Origin of the sequence: Allosaccharopolyspora coralli (assembly GCF_009664835.1) — a bacterium.
Lineage (GTDB): Bacteria > Actinomycetota > Actinomycetes > Mycobacteriales > Pseudonocardiaceae > Allosaccharopolyspora > Allosaccharopolyspora coralli.
In genome coordinates this window covers 3,750,441-3,765,426 of sequence record NZ_CP045929.1, presented here as the reverse complement: position 1 = coordinate 3,765,426, position 14,986 = coordinate 3,750,441, and the positions used below count along the sequence as shown (strand labels likewise).

The 14,986-nt window shown below is 69.1% G+C and carries 11 protein-coding genes; 6 read left to right on the top strand and 5 right to left on the bottom strand.

The window, feature by feature from the left end; all coding sequences use genetic code 11:
* Positions 1–61: 61 nt before the first annotated feature.
* Positions 62–628, bottom strand: a complete 567-nt coding sequence (locus GIY23_RS17530) for a DUF3515 domain-containing protein (RefSeq protein WP_228717358.1) — start codon at positions 626–628, stop codon at positions 62–64.
* 28 nt (positions 629–656) lie between these two features.
* Positions 657–890 carry an Lrp/AsnC ligand binding domain-containing protein gene (locus tag GIY23_RS17525; RefSeq protein WP_154077659.1) on the bottom strand — a complete coding sequence of 78 codons (234 nt, stop codon included), beginning with the start codon at positions 888–890 and terminating at the stop codon, positions 657–659.
* A 94-nt stretch (positions 891–984) separates the two neighbouring features.
* Between GIY23_RS17525 and GIY23_RS17520 the strand changes: the two genes are divergently transcribed.
* On the top strand, positions 985–1,950 hold the full coding sequence (locus GIY23_RS17520; protein ID WP_154077658.1) for a thiamine-phosphate kinase: 966 nt from the start codon (positions 985–987) through the stop codon (positions 1,948–1,950).
* Positions 1,951–2,003: 53 nt separating this feature from the next.
* On the opposite strand, the gene GIY23_RS17515 is transcribed toward GIY23_RS17520, so the two are convergent.
* Positions 2,004–3,335, bottom strand: coding sequence for an MFS transporter (locus GIY23_RS17515; RefSeq protein ID WP_154077657.1), 1,332 nt, complete (start codon positions 3,333–3,335; stop codon positions 2,004–2,006).
* A gap of 365 nt (positions 3,336–3,700) precedes the next feature.
* Between GIY23_RS17515 and GIY23_RS17510 the strand changes: the two genes are divergently transcribed.
* The gene (locus tag GIY23_RS17510; protein ID WP_154077656.1) at positions 3,701–4,378 is read left to right on the top strand and encodes a uracil-DNA glycosylase; all 678 of its coding nucleotides are present in this window, start codon (positions 3,701–3,703) and stop codon (positions 4,376–4,378) included.
* Between the two features lie 222 nt (positions 4,379–4,600).
* Here GIY23_RS17510 and rpmB read toward each other — a convergent pair whose 3' ends face one another.
* Entirely contained in the window at positions 4,601–4,792 is a 192-nt protein-coding gene (gene rpmB / locus GIY23_RS17505) for a 50S ribosomal protein L28 (RefSeq protein ID WP_154078936.1), read from the bottom strand.
* Between the two features lie 330 nt (positions 4,793–5,122).
* On the opposite strand from rpmB, the gene GIY23_RS17500 reads away from it, so the two are divergent.
* The 3 genes from GIY23_RS17500 (at position 5,123) to GIY23_RS17490 (ending at position 12,750) form a co-directional block, all read left to right on the top strand.
* Positions 5,123–6,697 (top strand): DAK2 domain-containing protein, encoded by a 1,575-nt coding sequence (locus GIY23_RS17500; RefSeq protein ID WP_154077655.1) that lies wholly within the window; start codon positions 5,123–5,125, stop codon positions 6,695–6,697.
* 69 nt (positions 6,698–6,766) lie between these two features.
* The gene (gene recG / locus GIY23_RS17495; protein ID WP_154077654.1) at positions 6,767–8,992 is read left to right on the top strand and encodes an ATP-dependent DNA helicase RecG; all 2,226 of its coding nucleotides are present in this window, start codon (positions 6,767–6,769) and stop codon (positions 8,990–8,992) included.
* A 377-nt stretch (positions 8,993–9,369) separates the two neighbouring features.
* A complete protein-coding gene (locus tag GIY23_RS17490; protein WP_154077653.1) occupies positions 9,370–12,750 on the top strand; it encodes a pyruvate carboxylase in 3,381 nt (1,126 codons plus the stop codon).
* Between the two features lie 69 nt (positions 12,751–12,819).
* Here the strand turns inward: GIY23_RS17490 and GIY23_RS17485 are convergent, their stop codons facing one another.
* Positions 12,820–14,118 (bottom strand): sensor histidine kinase, encoded by a 1,299-nt coding sequence (locus GIY23_RS17485; protein ID WP_154077652.1) that lies wholly within the window; start codon positions 14,116–14,118, stop codon positions 12,820–12,822.
* 237 nt (positions 14,119–14,355) lie between these two features.
* Here GIY23_RS17485 and GIY23_RS17480 point away from each other — a divergent pair, with 237 nt between their 5' ends.
* Entirely contained in the window at positions 14,356–14,886 is a 531-nt protein-coding gene (locus GIY23_RS17480; protein WP_154077651.1) for a hypothetical protein, read from the top strand.
* Positions 14,887–14,986: the final 100 nt, after the last annotated feature.

The window sequence follows — 14,986 nt, the reverse complement described above, 5'->3', positions numbered from 1 at the left end:
TGCCACCCCGCTGTCCACAGGGAGGCGAGTTGTCCACAGGGACGGGGGGAACCGGCCGTCGTCACGATCCGTGGGTCGGACGCAACGCCTCGGAGATCTCCTGCAGCGGGCCCGTTCCCGAGTCCCCGGGCAGCGTCAACGCCACTCGGACGGGACCGTCGACGGCGAACCAGGACGTCGACCCCGCCTCACTGATCGGCAACCACCGGACGCCGGAGATCTCGCGCAACGGCGAGGACGGGTTCAACTCCGCCGGAGCCTCGATTCCGCAGCGTAGTGTCACCGGGTCGTGATCACGGTCGCCCCAGGCGACGGTGGCGGGCGGAGCGGGATCCGCGATCTCCCGGCGTCCGACCGGATCGCCACTGATCGTGAGCCGTTCCGGGAGCGCCTCCAAAACCGCCGCGCACCCCGGGCTCGCTGCGGCGGGCGCCGGAACCGGCGGCATCGCCAGCGGCCCCGTCCGCCGCGCGAGCTGCTGCTGCTCGATCGCTTCCTCGGCGCGATCCTGCACGGTCGCGGCACGCAGGCCGAGCGCCGCGACACCGACCACGAGCAACGCGCCCAGCGTCACCGCCAGCACCACGACGGATCGTGGTGCGGCGAACGCGGGTTTCTGCGAGTTCACGTGCTCAGCGCTGCCACGCGGGTCCTCGTCACAGATGCACCACCGGGCAGGTCAGCGTGCGCGTGATGCCCTCGACGGCCTGGATGTTGGCGACGACCATCTTGCCGAGCACGTCGACGTTCTCGCCTTCGGCGCGCACGATCACGTCGTACGGGCCGGTGACGTCCTCCGCGCTGATGACGCCGGGAGACCCGGCGATCTCGGCGGCGACGGTGGCCGCCTTGCCGACCTCGGTCTGGATGAGGATGTATGCCTGAACCACGGCGTGCCCCTTCGTGTTGATCTGCCCAGGGTAGGAAACTGGCAGAAAGTTACCCCATCCGACCGGGCGATGGCTCAGGGAAGGTAGGTCTCCGTTGGGTCCTGACCAGGCCGAGGACGCGAACACTGTCGCAGGTGTGGGTGAGTTCGGTCTCATCCACCGGGTGATCGCAGGTCACGAACAGCCTGCCGGAACCGTGCTCGGTCCCGGCGACGACGCGGCCGTGCTCGACGCTCCGGACGGCCGCATAGTGGCGACCACCGACGTTCTCGTGGAGAACGTGCACTTCCGTTTCGACTGGTCGAACGCGCATCAGGTCGGGCGTAAAGCGGTGGCGGTGAACCTCTCCGACATCGCGGCGATGGGTGCCCGGCCGACCGGGTTGCTCGTCGGCCTGGCCTGCCCGCCGGACCTGCCGACGTCGGTCGTGGACGAGCTTTCCGCCGGAATGTGGGAAGAAGCACAGAGCGCCGGTGCCGGCGTCGTCGGCGGCGACATGGTCTCCGCGACAGCCCTCACGATCTCGATCACCGCGCTCGGCGATCTCGGGGGGCGAGCTCCGGTGACGCGCTCCGGTGCGCGTCCTGGCGACGTGGTCGCGGTGGCCGGCCGGCTCGGGTGGGCCGCCGCCGGACTCGCCGTGCTGGGACGCGGTTTTCGGTCGCCGGTTGCCGTGGTGAGCGCCCAGCGCGTCCCCGAGCCGCCGTACACGGCGGGACCGCAGGCGGCCGACGCCGGAGCGACGTCCATGGTGGACGTGTCGGACGGTCTGCTCGCCGACCTCGGACACGTCGCCGAGTCGTCCGAGGTGTCCGTCGACGTCCGCACGGAGCTGCTGGACGTGCCGCAGCGGCTCGTGGAGGTCGCCTCGGCGCTCGGGGCCGACCCGCGCCACTGGGTTCTCACCGGCGGGGAGGACCAGTCGTTGGTGGCGACGTTCCCTTCGGCGCAAGCGGTGCCCGAAGGCTGGACGGTCGTCGGCAGCGTCGCCGGGGGGAAGGGTGTCACCGTCGACGGCGAGGAGTACGCGGGCGACGCCGGTTGGCAGCACTGGCGCTGAAACGAAGAACGGGGCGGCGAGGTTGACGCCTCGCCGCCCCGTTTTCTGTGCGGTTACGCCCGAGTCTGAAGCGGCTCGTCGTCGTCCATCAGCGGTTGGCCCGCGGTCTCCTTCATCAGCAGCACCGGGATGATCCCGATCGCCGCCGCCGCCATGAGGTAGTAGGCGGGGAAGAAGTTGTTGCCGGTCAGGCCGACGAAGTAGTCGTTGATGAACGGCGCGGTACCGCCGAACAGCGACGTCGACACGTTGTAGCCGATCGCGAAGGCCGCGTAGCGCACGCCGGTCGGGAACATCGCGGGCAGCGTCGCCGCGAGCGGACCGATCAGCTGCACATGGCAGAGCCCCAGCAGAGCAAGCCCGCAGAAGGTGGTGAATGCGCTGCCCAGCGAGATCAGCCAGAACGCCGGATAGGTCAGGACCAGGAAGCACAAACACGCCGACAGGAACAGCGGTTTGCGGCCCACTCTGTCGGACAGCGCGCCGATCGGGGTGATCAACACCATCATCATCAACGTGACGAGCAGCAACGGCAACAGTGCCGCCGTCTTGGAGATCTCCAACTCCTCGGCGAGGTAGGTCTCCATGTACGTCAGGATCGTGTAGTTGCCGACGTTGATGGTGATGACGATGCCCATGAGGATGAGCAGTCGCTTCCAGTACCCGACGATCAGGGCCTTCAGCGGCGACTTCTCGATCTTGTGGGTGTGCTCGAGGTTCTTGAACGCCGGGGTGTCTTCCAGCTTCGAACGCAGGTAGAGGCCCACTGCGCCGAGGGGACCGGCGATGAGGAACGGGATGCGCCAGCCCCACTCGTTCATGGCGGCGTCACTCAGACTCAGGATCAGGATCGTCGGCACGAGCGCACCGAAACCGAACCCGGTGAGGGTGCCGAACTCCAGCCACGATCCGTAGAAACCGCGCTTCTTGTCGGGCGCGAACTCGGCGATGTAGGTGGCGGCACCGCCGTACTCGCCACCGGTGGAGAAGCCCTGCAGCATGCGGCACAGCAGCAGGAGGATCGGGGCGAGAATGCCGATCGTCTCGTAACCGGGAAGCAGACCGATGAGGAAGGTCGACCCGGACATCAGCAGGATCGTGATCGCGAGGACCTTCTGTCTGCCGATCCGGTCACCGAGCGGGCCGAAGAACAGGCTGCCGAGCGGGCGCAGCAGGAACGAGATCGCGAATACACCGAACGCCGAGAGCGTCTGGGCCCCCGGGTCCGCCTCGGGGAAGAACGCCATACCCACGTAGATCGCGACGTAGGCGTAGACACCGAAGTCGTACCATTCGGTCATATTGCCGATCGCGGCCGCGGCGATCGCGCGTTTCAGCAGTGACTGCTGTTCTGGCGTGGGTTCTGCGGTGTCCGATGCGGTCATAGGACTGTGCGCCACCTCCGGGTCGTGCTGTCCACACCTTCCGTGAACAGAGTCGGAATTCCGGAACCTAGCTGAGTGAGCAGTGTCGGGCCAGCATGATGCGCCGTTGTGTCCTGATCGATGAGTTCCCCCGTGGGTGTGAATGATCGAGTTCGCCCCCTGCCCGGCGCGTGCGGCGAGGTTCCGGAGACACTCCGCCGAGCGGGAGCCGAGCGATGAACTTGATCGTCGTCGCTGGTCCGCGCAACCATACCCCCGACGGCCGCCGAATGTGAGGGTCAGCACGTTGACATCGTTCGACGTCGAAAGGCGGTGCTGCGGGGCGGTTGCGGAAGTCGCTCCTGCTGCCCGATAAAGTCGCCGCCGTGACCGCACGCCCGTTGCCCGAAGTCGTCGAAGCCGGCTGGGCCGAAGCGCTCGCTCCCGTCGCCGACCGGATCGCCGACATGGGGGAGTTCCTGCGCACGGAGGTCGCCGCCGGACGGCAGTACCTCCCTGCCGGGCAGAACGTGCTCCGCGCGTTCCAGCAACCGTTCCACGACGTGCGGGTGCTCATCGTCGGCCAGGATCCCTATCCGACACCGGGCCATCCCGTCGGGCTGAGCTTCTCCGTCGCCGAAGACGTGCGGCCGCTGCCCCGCAGCCTCGGCAACATCTTTCGGGAGTACGGGGAGGACCTCGGTCATCCCGCTCCCTCGCACGGCGACCTCAGCCCGTGGACGCAGCGTGGGGTGCTGCTGCTCAACCGCGCGCTCACCGTCGAGCCGGGCCGGCCCGCCTCGCACCGCGGCAAGGGTTGGGAAGAGGTCACCGAACAAGCCATTCGGGCGCTGGCGGGGCGGGACGAGCCGATGGTGGCGATCCTGTGGGGCCGCGATGCCCGCAATCTCCGGCCGCTCATGGCCGACGTGCCGTGCGTGGAGTCCTCGCATCCGAGCCCCATGTCCGCCGATCGGGGCTTCTTCGGCTCACGGCCCTTCAGTCGCGCCAACGCCCTCCTGGAAGAGCGAGGCGCCGCCCCCATCGACTGGAAGCTGCCCTGATCCCGCAGGCCACCGGTCACGTCGAGGGCTCACACACTCACGCGCATCCGCCCATCGCCCCGAAGGCCCCAGTGCGGATTCACCCCGCCCGAGTGGGGACAACTCCCCGTCCTGTGGACAGCGGGGTGGCAAATTCGCGCGAATTTGCCACCCCTACGCGACGAGAGGGCCCGGGACGGAGTGTCCCGGGCCCTCTCGACGTTCTGCGTGCGGAGTGTGTGCTCAGCCGCGCACGACCTTGCCCGCCTTGAGGCAGGATGTGCACACGTTCATCCGCTTGCGCTGGGACAGACCGATCTTGGCGTGAACGGTCTGGATGTTCGGGTTCCACCGGCGCTTGGTCTTCCGGTGGGAGTGCGAGACCGAGTTGCCGAAGCCTGGTCCCTTACTGCAGACGTCGCAGACGGCAGCCACGTCAGACACCCCTAACTCTGCTTGGGTCCCGCCTCGCGTCGGCGGGGTTCACGATGTTTCCAGCGATGAAGGTCGTGCACGGACCCGTGGGGTCCGGCCCCGAAGGGCTGCGCGTCCTGAACACCGCCGTCCGGCGGCACCATCCCAGCAGGGCGGTATCGCACCTGAGTGGTCGGTCGCCCTGGGTCATCGCCTCCCGGGACCGTACGAGTCTAACGCACCCGGCACGCCGTCTCCGACGTGGGCGCCACGGTGGTCGCCGAGGTGCCGTGGGGCGGAGGTTACGCTCGACCGGTGCCGTTGTCGTGACCGGTGGGAGGTCCGAAGGTCTTGCACGCGCTCGATGCTTCGGGGGCCCGCCGGTGGGCCGAGTTCGCCGTCTCCGACCTGGAGCGTGATCGCGAGGCCATCGACCGGATCAACGTGTATCCGGTCGCCGACGGGGACACCGGCACGAACCTGCTGCTCACGATGCGTGCCGCCGCGGCCGAGCCGGTGCACGAGGGTGCGGGCACCGCGGCGGTGGTCGCGGCGCTGGCCCGGGGCGCGTTGGCCGGTGCACGAGGCAATTCGGGCATGTTGGTTTCGCAGGTGCTGCGAGGTCTGGCCGAGGCGACCCGCGACGACCGCGCCCTGGACGGCTCGTGCCTGTGCGATGCGCTGCGGCGCGCCGACGATCTCGCACGACACGCCATCGCCCAACCCGCCGAGGGCACTTTGTTGTCGGTGCTGCGGGCCGCGTCGACGGCGGCCTCGGCGTGTGGGTCCACCAACCTCGGTGAAGTGACCCGGGTGGCGACCGGCGCGGCAGTCGACGCGCTCGGGAAGACGACCGCGCAGCTGCCGGAACTGGCGCGTGCCGGTGTCGTCGACGCCGGTGGCCGCGGTCTCGTCGTGCTGCTCGATGCGCTGCACGCCGTTCTGCACGAGGGGCTCCGTCTCGCCGCGGAGTCCCCGGCGGCGCCGCTATCGGCTCCCCCTGTCTCGTTGGAGCACGACTCGGCGTTCTCGTACGAGGTCATGTACCTGCTCGACGGCGCGACCGACAAGGCCGCCGCCGTTCTCCGCACCCGGCTGGCGGGCCTCGGCGACTGCGTGTCCGTCGCGGGTGACGGCCGAGCGTCGTGGGCGGTGCACGTGCACTGCGACGACATCGGCGCCGCGATCGAATCCGGCATCGAGTCGGGACGCGTACACCGGATCCGGGTGACGCGCTTCGCCGATCAGGTCGCGGCTGTGTCGGCGCGGCGAGTGGTGGTGGCGTGTGTGCGGGGCGAGGCCCTCGCGGAACTGTTCACCGCCGAGGGCGCCGAGGTCGTCGCGGTGGGAACCGAACGTCCGCTCGGCACCGGCGATCTCGTCGCGGCGATCGAGAGTGTGGGGGCACGGGACGTCGTCGTGCTGCCCAACGACGACACGGTGACGCCGTTGGCTGAGGACGCGGCGGGGATGTCGGTGCGGGCAGGCATCGACGTCGTCGTGGTGCCGACGGCGTCACCGACGCAGGGTCTCGCGGCGCTCGCGGTGCACGACCCGCTGCGCCGGGCCGCCGACGACACGGTCGCGATGGCCGAGGCCGCCGCTGCGACCCGCCGGGGTGAACTTGTTGTCGCCGCGCGCGAGGCCCTGACCTGGGTGGGGACGTGTCAATCCGGAGACGTGCTCGGCATGATCGACGGCGACGTGGTGCTCATCGAGGGTGACCTGTGCGAGGCGGCGTGTTCGCTCTCGGATCGGATGCTCGGCGCGGGTGGCGAGCTCGTGACGGTGCTCGTGGGTGCTCAGGCCCCGGACACGTTGGGTGAGCGACTCACCGCGCATCTGCACCGGACGCGTCCGGAGGTGGAACTCGCGTGCTACCCGGCAGGTGATCTCGGCACCGCGGTCATGATCGGGGTGGAGTGAGGTGCGTGCGGCGTCGGTGCGGTTCGGTAACGTCCGATCCCGGACGTGAGCGGGAACGAAGGTGCGGGGATGACCACAGGAGCCACGGGCTTGGATCGGGTGTTGGGCGCGAAGACGGCCAAGGCGCTCGATTCCACTCTCGGCCTGTCCACTGTGGGCGATCTGTTGCGGCATTACCCTCGCAGGTACGCCGAACGCGGTGAGCTCACCCCGATCGCGGGTCTGGAGATCGACGAGCACGCGACGGTGCTCGCTCGGGTCGATCGGGTGAGCAAACGGACCATGCGCTCGCGTCGCGGCACGATCGTCGAGGCCACGATCACCGACGGACAGCGCTCGTTGATCTGTACTTTTTTCAACCAGGCGTGGCGTGAGCGTGAGCTGATTCCGGGTCGTCGCGGCATGTTCGCGGGTAAGGTCACGGCCTACCGCAGCAAGTTGCAGCTGGCGCACCCCGAGTACCAGTTGTTCGACTCCGATGACTCCGACGAAGGCGGCGCCGCGAAGGCGGAGGAGTTCGCCTCGGCGCTGATTCCGGTGTATCCGGCGGCGCAAGGACTTCCGTCCTGGTCGATCGCGCGTTGCGTGTCCCAGGTCTTGGAAATGTGGGACGGGGCCGACGACCCGTTACCCCAGCCGATGCGTCAACGACTCGGGCTGTCCGGTGTGGACGAAGCGATCCGGATGATCCACCGTCCGTCGAGTCATGCCGAGGTCGAGGCGGCGCAGGAACGGCTCAAGTGGGACGAGGCACTGGCGGTGCAGCTCGTCCTCGCGCGGATGCGGGCGAGTACACAGACGCACCCGGCGCCCGCGTGCGCTCGGGCCGACGACGGAATCCTCGCCGAGTTCGACGACAGGTTGCCGTTCGAGTTGACCGCGGGTCAGCGTGAGATCGGCGAAGAGATCGCGGCGGATCTCGCCCGGGTGCATCCGATGAACCGGCTGGTCCAGGGCGAGGTCGGCTCCGGAAAGACGCTGGTGGCGCTGCGTGCGATGCTGCAAGCGATCGACTCAGGGCGCCAGGCCGCGATGCTCGCGCCGACCGAGGTGCTGGCCGCCCAGCACTCTCGGTCGCTCGCCGATTCGCTGGGGGATCTCGGGAAGGCCGGGGAGTTGGGCGGCGCCGAGCAGTCGACCCGCGTGACACTGCTGACCGGATCGCTGCCCGCCGCGCAGCGCAAACAAGCGTTGCTGGACGCGGCTTCGGGCGCCTCGGGCATCGTCGTGGGGACGCACGCCTTGATTCAGGAGACGGTGTCGTTCGCCGACCTGGGACTGGTGGTGGTCGACGAACAGCACCGGTTCGGCGTCGAGCAACGGGATGCGCTGCGCGCCCGTGGCGGCGAGGACACCGCGCCGCACGTGTTGGTGATGACGGCGACGCCGATCCCGCGCACGGTGGCGATGACGGTGTACGGCGACCTCGAGACGTCCGCGTTGCGCGAACTGCCGCAGGGCCGGTCGCCGATCAGTTCCAGCGTCGTTCCGGTCTCGGAGAAGCCCGCGTGGCTGGACCGTGCGTGGCAACGGGTCCGGGAAGAAGTCCGAGCCGGACGCCAGGTGTACGTGGTGTGCCCGCGCATCGGCGAGGACGAGTCCACCTCGAAGAGCTCGAAGTCCGAAGTGGACGACAGCACCGGCGAGGTGCCACCGGACGAGGACTCCGGGGGTGAACGCAGGCCGCCGGTCGCGGTTCTCGACGTCGCCGAACAGCTCCGTGCGGGACCATTGCAGGGCCTGCGGATCGCCGTGCTGCACGGCAGACTCCCCGCTGACGAGAAGGATGCCGTGATGTGTGGGTTCGCGGCGGGCGAGGTGGACGTGCTGGTGGCGACCACGGTCGTCGAGGTCGGCGTGAACGTGCCGAACGCGACTGTCATGGTGATCATGGACGCGGACCGTTTCGGCGTGAGCCAGCTGCACCAGTTGCGTGGCCGAGTGGGCCGCGGGAGCGCGGCGGGCCTGTGCCTGCTGGTCAGCGAGGCGATGGCCGGCACGACCACCCGGGAACGGTTGGACGCGGTCGCCTCCACCACGGACGGCTTCGAACTCGCCCGCCTCGACCTCGAGTTGCGCCGCGAGGGCGACATCCTCGGCGCCGCCCAGTCCGGCACGAAGTCCGGCCTGAAGATGCTGTCGCTGCTACGCGACGAGGACGTGATCGCCAGGGCCCGCGAACTCGCGGACGAGGTGCTCACCGACGACCCGGAGCTCGAACGGCATCCCGGTCTGCACCGCATGGTCGCCGAAGTCGTCGACCCCGACCGCGCCGGCTATCTGGACAAGTCCTGACCCCTACCCCCCGGGGGTACGGCAAATTCGCGCGAATTTGCCACCCCGTTTTCCGAGGTGGGGTGGGGTGGTACGCCCAGTTGGGTGAGGTGCGAAGTTGGGGGGTGTCGGTGGTTCGGCGGGGCCTGGTTGGTCTCGCGGGTGTCGTCGGCGTGGGGGTCGGCGTCGGTTCGAGTGGTTCGGGGCGCGAGGGCCTCACTTTGCTCAGACGGAATTTCTTTGAAAGTTTCTCTCGTCGGCGGGTTGTGTGGTGGGTAAGTCCGGGCAGGTCAGCGCTGTCCTCGATGATGTCCATCACGCGGGAGAGGTCACCGCGAAGAGAATTTTCGCGGTAGTGTTCTCGCACCGTCCGACACCTGCATCTTGGAGGAGCCGGCATGTTCCGCAAGGTTCTCGTCGCCAACCGAGGCGAGATCGCGATTCGTGCATTCCGAGCCGGATACGAACTCGGCGCGGGCACCGTTGCGGTGTTCCCGCATGAAGACCGCAACTCGTTGCACCGGTTGAAGGCCGACGAGTCCTACGAGATCGGCGAGCCCGGCCATCCGGTCCGTGCCTACCTGTCGGTCGAGGAGATCGTCCGAGCCGCGAAGAAGGCCGGGGTCGACGCCGTCTACCCGGGCTACGGGTTCCTCTCGGAGAATCCCGACCTGGCGGAGGCGTGCGCCGAAGCGGGCATCACGTTCGTCGGCCCGAGCCACGACATCCTGCAGATGACGGGCAACAAAGCCAGCGCGGTCGCCGCTGCCCGCAACGCGGGGGTCCCTGTCCTGGACTCGTCGGCGCCCTCCTCCGACGCCGATGCGCTCATGAGCGCCGCCGAGGACATGCAGTTTCCGGTCTTCGTCAAGGCCGTCGCCGGTGGTGGCGGTCGCGGAATGCGCAGGGTCAACGAGATCGAGTCGTTGCGCGAGGCGCTCGAAGCCGCGATGCGCGAGGCCGAGTCGGCCTTCGGCGACGCGACCGTGTTCCTCGAGCAGGCCGTGGTCAACCCGCGCCACATCGAGGTGCAGATCCTCGCCGACAACGAGGGCAACGTCGTCCACCTCTACGAACGCGACTGTTCGGTGCAGCGGCGGCACCAGAAGGTCATCGAGATCGCGCCCGCTCCGAACCTCGACCCGGAGCTTCGCGAGCGGATCTGCGCCGACGCGGTCGCTTTCGCCCGGCAGATCGGCTACGTCAACGCCGGAACCGTCGAGTTCCTCGTCGACGAGCGGGGTCGGCACGTGTTCATCGAGATGAACCCGCGCATCCAGGTCGAGCACACCGTGACCGAGGAGGTCACCGACGCCGACCTCGTGCAGTCGCAGCTGCGGGTCGCCGCCGGGGAAAGTCTCGAGGACCTCGGCATGACCCAGGATTCGGTACGGCTGCGGGGTTTCGCCCTGCAGTGCCGCATCACCACCGAGGACCCCGCCAACGGCTTTCGCCCCGACACCGGCATGATCAGCGCCTACCGGTCGCCGGGCGGAGCGGGCGTCCGGCTCGACGGCGGAACCGCCTTCGCGGGGACGAGCGTCAGCCCGCACTTCGACTCGATGCTGGTGAAGTTGTCCTGCCGTGGCAAGGACTTTCACACCGCCGTGGCGCGCGCCCGGCGCGCGGTCGCCGAGTTCCGGATCCGGGGTGTCTCCACGAACATTCCGTTCCTGCAAGCGGTTCTGGACGACGAGGACTTCGAGGCGGGTCGCGTCACGACCTCGTTCATCGAGCAACGTCCGCACCTGCTCACCGCGCGCCATTCGGCCGACCGCGGCACGCGGCTGCTGACCTACCTCGCGGACGTGACGGTCAACCACCCCAACGGGGAGCGGCCGTCGGTTCCGGACCCGACCGTGAAGCTGCCGGAGGCCACGGATCTGTCGGTGGAGCCGCCCGCGGGCTCGAAGCAGAAGCTCACCGAACTCGGCCCGGACGGGTTCGCGCGGTGGATGCGGGAGCGTGAGCAGGTCGGCGTCACCGACACCACGTTCCGCGACGCGCACCAGTCGTTGCTGGCCACGCGAGTACGCACCAAGGACCTGCTCGCCGTCGCCCCGCACGTGTCACGCATGACCCCGGAGCTGCTCTCCGTGGAGTGCTGGGGCGGTGCGACCTACGACGTGGCGTTGCGGTTCCTCGCAGAGGACCCGTGGGAGCGGCTCGCGGCGCTGCGCGAGGCGATGCCCAACCTGTGTCTGCAGATGCTGCTGCGCGGGCGCAACACGGTGGGGTACACGCCGTACCCGACCGAGGTGACCGAGCACTTCGTGCAGGAGGCCACCGACACCGGCATCGACATCTTCCGCATCTTCGACGCGCTCAACGACGTCGAGCAGATGCGTCCGGCGATCCACGCGGTCCGCGAGACCGGACGGTCTGTCGCCGAGGTCGCGTTGTGCTACACCGCCGACCTCGCCGACCCGGCCGAGAAGCTCTACACATTGGACTACTACCTGCGGTTGGCCGAGCAGATCGTCGACGCCGGCGCGCACGTTCTCGCGATCAAGGACATGGCGGGTCTGTTGCGTCCGCCGGCAGCCGAGAAGCTGGTTTCGGCGCTGCGGTCCGAGTTCGACCTTCCGGTGCACCTGCACACGCACGACACCGCCGGTGGCCAGCTGGCGACGTACCAGGCTGCGATCCAGGCCGGGGTCGACGCGGTCGACGGTGCGGCGGCATCCATGGCGGGCACCACGTCGCAGCCGCCGCTGTCGGCGATCGTCGCGGGCACCGACCACACCGCACGCTCCACCGGGCTCGACCTGCAGGCCGTGTGCGACCTGGAGCCGTACTGGGAGTCGGTGCGCAAGGTCTACGCGCCGTTCGAGGCGGGACTGTCCTCGCCGACGGGCCGCGTCTACCACCACGAGATTCCGGGTGGTCAGCTGTCGAATCTGCGTACCCAGGCCGTCGCGCTCGGACTCGGCGACAAGTTCGAGGAGATCGAGGCGATGTACGCCGCCGCCGACCGGATCCTCGGCAGGCTGGTGAAGGTCACGCCGTCGTCGAAGGTCGTGGGGGACTTGGCGCTGCACCTGGTGGGTGCCGGCGTCGACCCGAAGGACTTCGAGGCCGAGCCGCGCCGCTTCGACATTCCGGAGTCGGTGATCGGCTTCCTGCAGGGCGAGCTCGGCGACCCGCCCGCAGGGTGGCCGGAGCCGTTCCGGTCTCGCGCGCTCGAGGGCCGCACCGGGGAGCCGAAGGTCATCGAACTGTCCGAAGAGGACAAGAAGGGCCTCGTCTCGGACCGGCGGATCACGTTGAACCGGCTCATGTTCGCCAAGCCCACCAAGGAGTTCGAGGAACACCGGCGCGACTACGGTGACACCTCGCTGCTCAACAGCAAGGACTTCTTCTACGGGCTGCGGCAGGGTAAGGAGTACTCGGTCGACCTGGAGCCGGGCGTACGCCTCATCATCGGGCTGGAGGCGATCTCGGAGGCCGACGAGCGCGGCAACCGCACGGTGATGGCGATCCTGAACGGCCAGATGCGGCCGATCCAGGTGGGGGACCGTTCCGTGGCCTCCGACTTGCCGGTGGCCGAGAAGGCCGATCGCGGCAACCAGAACCACGTGGCCGCACCGTTCGCCGGCGTCGTGACGCTCTCGGCGAAGGAGGGCGAGAGCGTGGACGCCGGGCAGACCGTCGCCACGATCGAAGCCATGAAGATGGAGGCGGCGATCACCGCGCCGCAGGCGGGCACCGTCAAGCGCCTCGCGATCGGCGGGGTCCAGCAGGTCGAGGGCGGGGACCTCATCATCGAACTCGGGTGAGCCGGAGCGAACGGCACTTTCGCCTCGACACGTGGGGCGAGAGTGCCGTTCGCCTCGTCGGCTGGAGCGTCAGGCGGTCTCGGTGCCGTCCGCGCACGGGAGGACAGCGGCGAGGTGGAACCCGTGCGGAACGGGGTGCGCGGCGAGCGTGCCCCCGAGGACGGCCACTCGCTCTCGCAGGCCGATCAGTCCGTGCCCGGCCGGAGCGGTGCCGCGCACCGACGTTTCCCGCCGAGCAGGGGAATGTTCGCAGAGCAGCTCCCGATCGAAGCCGCCGACCTTGTTGATGACCTCGATGCCGAGCGTGTTCTCCCCGTAGTCCAAAACCACTTGCGCGCGGCCGAAGCCGGCGTGTTTGAGCACGTTCGTCACCGCTTCCTGGACGATGCGGTAGGCGGTCATCTCCACGCCCTGACCGAGCTCACGGACGTGGCCGCGTCGTTCGATCTGCCACACCATCCCGGAACCGCGGACCGAGTCGACCAGCGCGTCCAGCCGCTCCAAAGTCGGCGCCGGGACGCGCTGTCGTTCCTCCGCCGCGCCGGCCGCGGCCTCGCTGGCCTCGTCGCTGCCGTCTCGCATCGCACCCAGCAGTTGGCGCATCTCGCCGAGCGCGGAACGGGACGTCCGTTCGAGTTCGACGAGCGTCCCGCGTGCGCTCTCGGGGCATCGCCCCACCTCCGCCCGGGCGCCTCCGGCACGGAGGACGACCATGGCGAGGTGGTGCGAAAGGATGTCGTGGAAATCCCGGGCGATCCGGGCTCGTTCGATCGCCGCCGCGTCCGTCGCGAGCCGGCTCCTGGCACCCTCGAGCAAGGTGACGGTCTGGCGCAGCCGGCGCGCCCGCTGCCGTGCGACTCGGATGGACCAGCCGAAACCGGCGACGACGAGAATCTCCACGGCGTGTCCGATGACCATCATCATGCCTTCACCGAACGGCCACTCGAAGACGATCAACCGCGCCACCGGGTAGAGCATGGCCAACAGTCCGGCACCGACGGTCGCCGTCGCACTGGCGCGGCCCGCGACGGAGTAGACCGCGACGAGGATCGCCAGGTTGAGCGCGCCGATGTGGATGTCCGGCACGATCAGCACGACGGTCGAGATCAGGGTGGCGACCAGTCCTGTCCACGGGTGCCTGCGCCGTACCAGCAGCGTCGCCAGCGCCGGCGAACTCACGAGGAGCGGCCAGGTCCACGGTCCCGACGGCGGCGGCGTGAAGTACAACGCCATGACGTGGGCCAGAACCATCCCGACCACGACGGCGAGATCGACCAAGAACGGCCGGGGCACCCGGAACCCCGCCAGGGTGCGGATGACTCGAGTCTCCCCGCGCGTGAGTTCGTCTTCCTCGACGCGTGCGGACATCGCCCCCTCGCTCACCGCGCCGCCACGGCCACCGCTGCCATCGGACGTGAGCTCGCACGCCCCCTGTACGTCGGAAGAGTAGGCCGGAGGCTTTCGGCTCTCATCCGCCGAAAGTCGCAGTGTGCGGGGACGAAAGTGGGAAGCGGGGCCGGGCAACCCCGGAGACGGTGGCGAGCGTGTTCCGGACAGCGGCAGTGGTCGGCGCGCCGCTGAGCACGAGCAGGATGGGGGCAGGTCATGGCCTTGTCGGAACTGGTACGCGGTGTGTGCGGGGCGGTGTTCACCGTCTTGCTGGTGCTGCTCGCAAGCGCGCCGGCGGTGGGCAGCGCGCAAGGCGTGCGTGAGGTCGACTGGCGGAACGAGACCTTCGAGGTTCCGGCCGTGGGGCCGTGCGCACAACAATCCGTGACCTTCGCCGACGGGCAGGCGTCGACGCGCGACGCGGTGTACCGGTTCACCCCGGACCGCGAGATCGTCTTCGCGGACGTCACCGGCGAGGGCGTCGAGGACGCTCTGATGCTCGTCGAGTGCGGGCCGCCGAACTCGGAGTACTCGCGAGCTCTGGTGGCCATGACGGCCGACCCGGACGTGCGCCCGCTGGGAACGGTGGTGAGCCCCCCGGTGTGGACGCAGGTCCCGGACGCGTTCACGATAGCCCCGGACCACCTGATCGAGGTCACGATCCTCGATTACGAGACGGACCGCACCCATCCGGAGCAGTATCGGTGGGCCTCGTCGGCCCGGGCCTTCGTCCGCGTCGATGGCTGAGCACGCGTTGGGGAGCCGGCAGTTGTGCCCGTAGGGCACGCCGCTCGCGTGCTCAGCCCGAGCAGGGTGGGACGGGCGCGGTCGTTGCCGGTGCGAGCCC

Excerpts from the sequence above, each read along its gene's own strand:
- recG (WP_154077654.1), top strand. The coding sequence starts at position 6,767 with ATGACCACAGGAGCCACGGGCTTGGATCGGGTGTTGGGCGCGAAGACG.
- GIY23_RS17490 (WP_154077653.1), top strand. The coding sequence starts at position 9,370 with ATGTTCCGCAAGGTTCTCGTCGCCAACCGAGGCGAGATCGCGATTCGT.
- GIY23_RS17485 (WP_154077652.1), bottom strand. The coding sequence starts at position 14,118 with ATGTCCGCACGCGTCGAGGAAGACGAACTCACGCGCGGGGAGACTCGA.
- GIY23_RS17515 (WP_154077657.1), bottom strand. The coding sequence starts at position 3,335 with ATGACCGCATCGGACACCGCAGAACCCACGCCAGAACAGCAGTCACTG.
- GIY23_RS17480 (WP_154077651.1), top strand. The coding sequence starts at position 14,356 with ATGGCCTTGTCGGAACTGGTACGCGGTGTGTGCGGGGCGGTGTTCACC.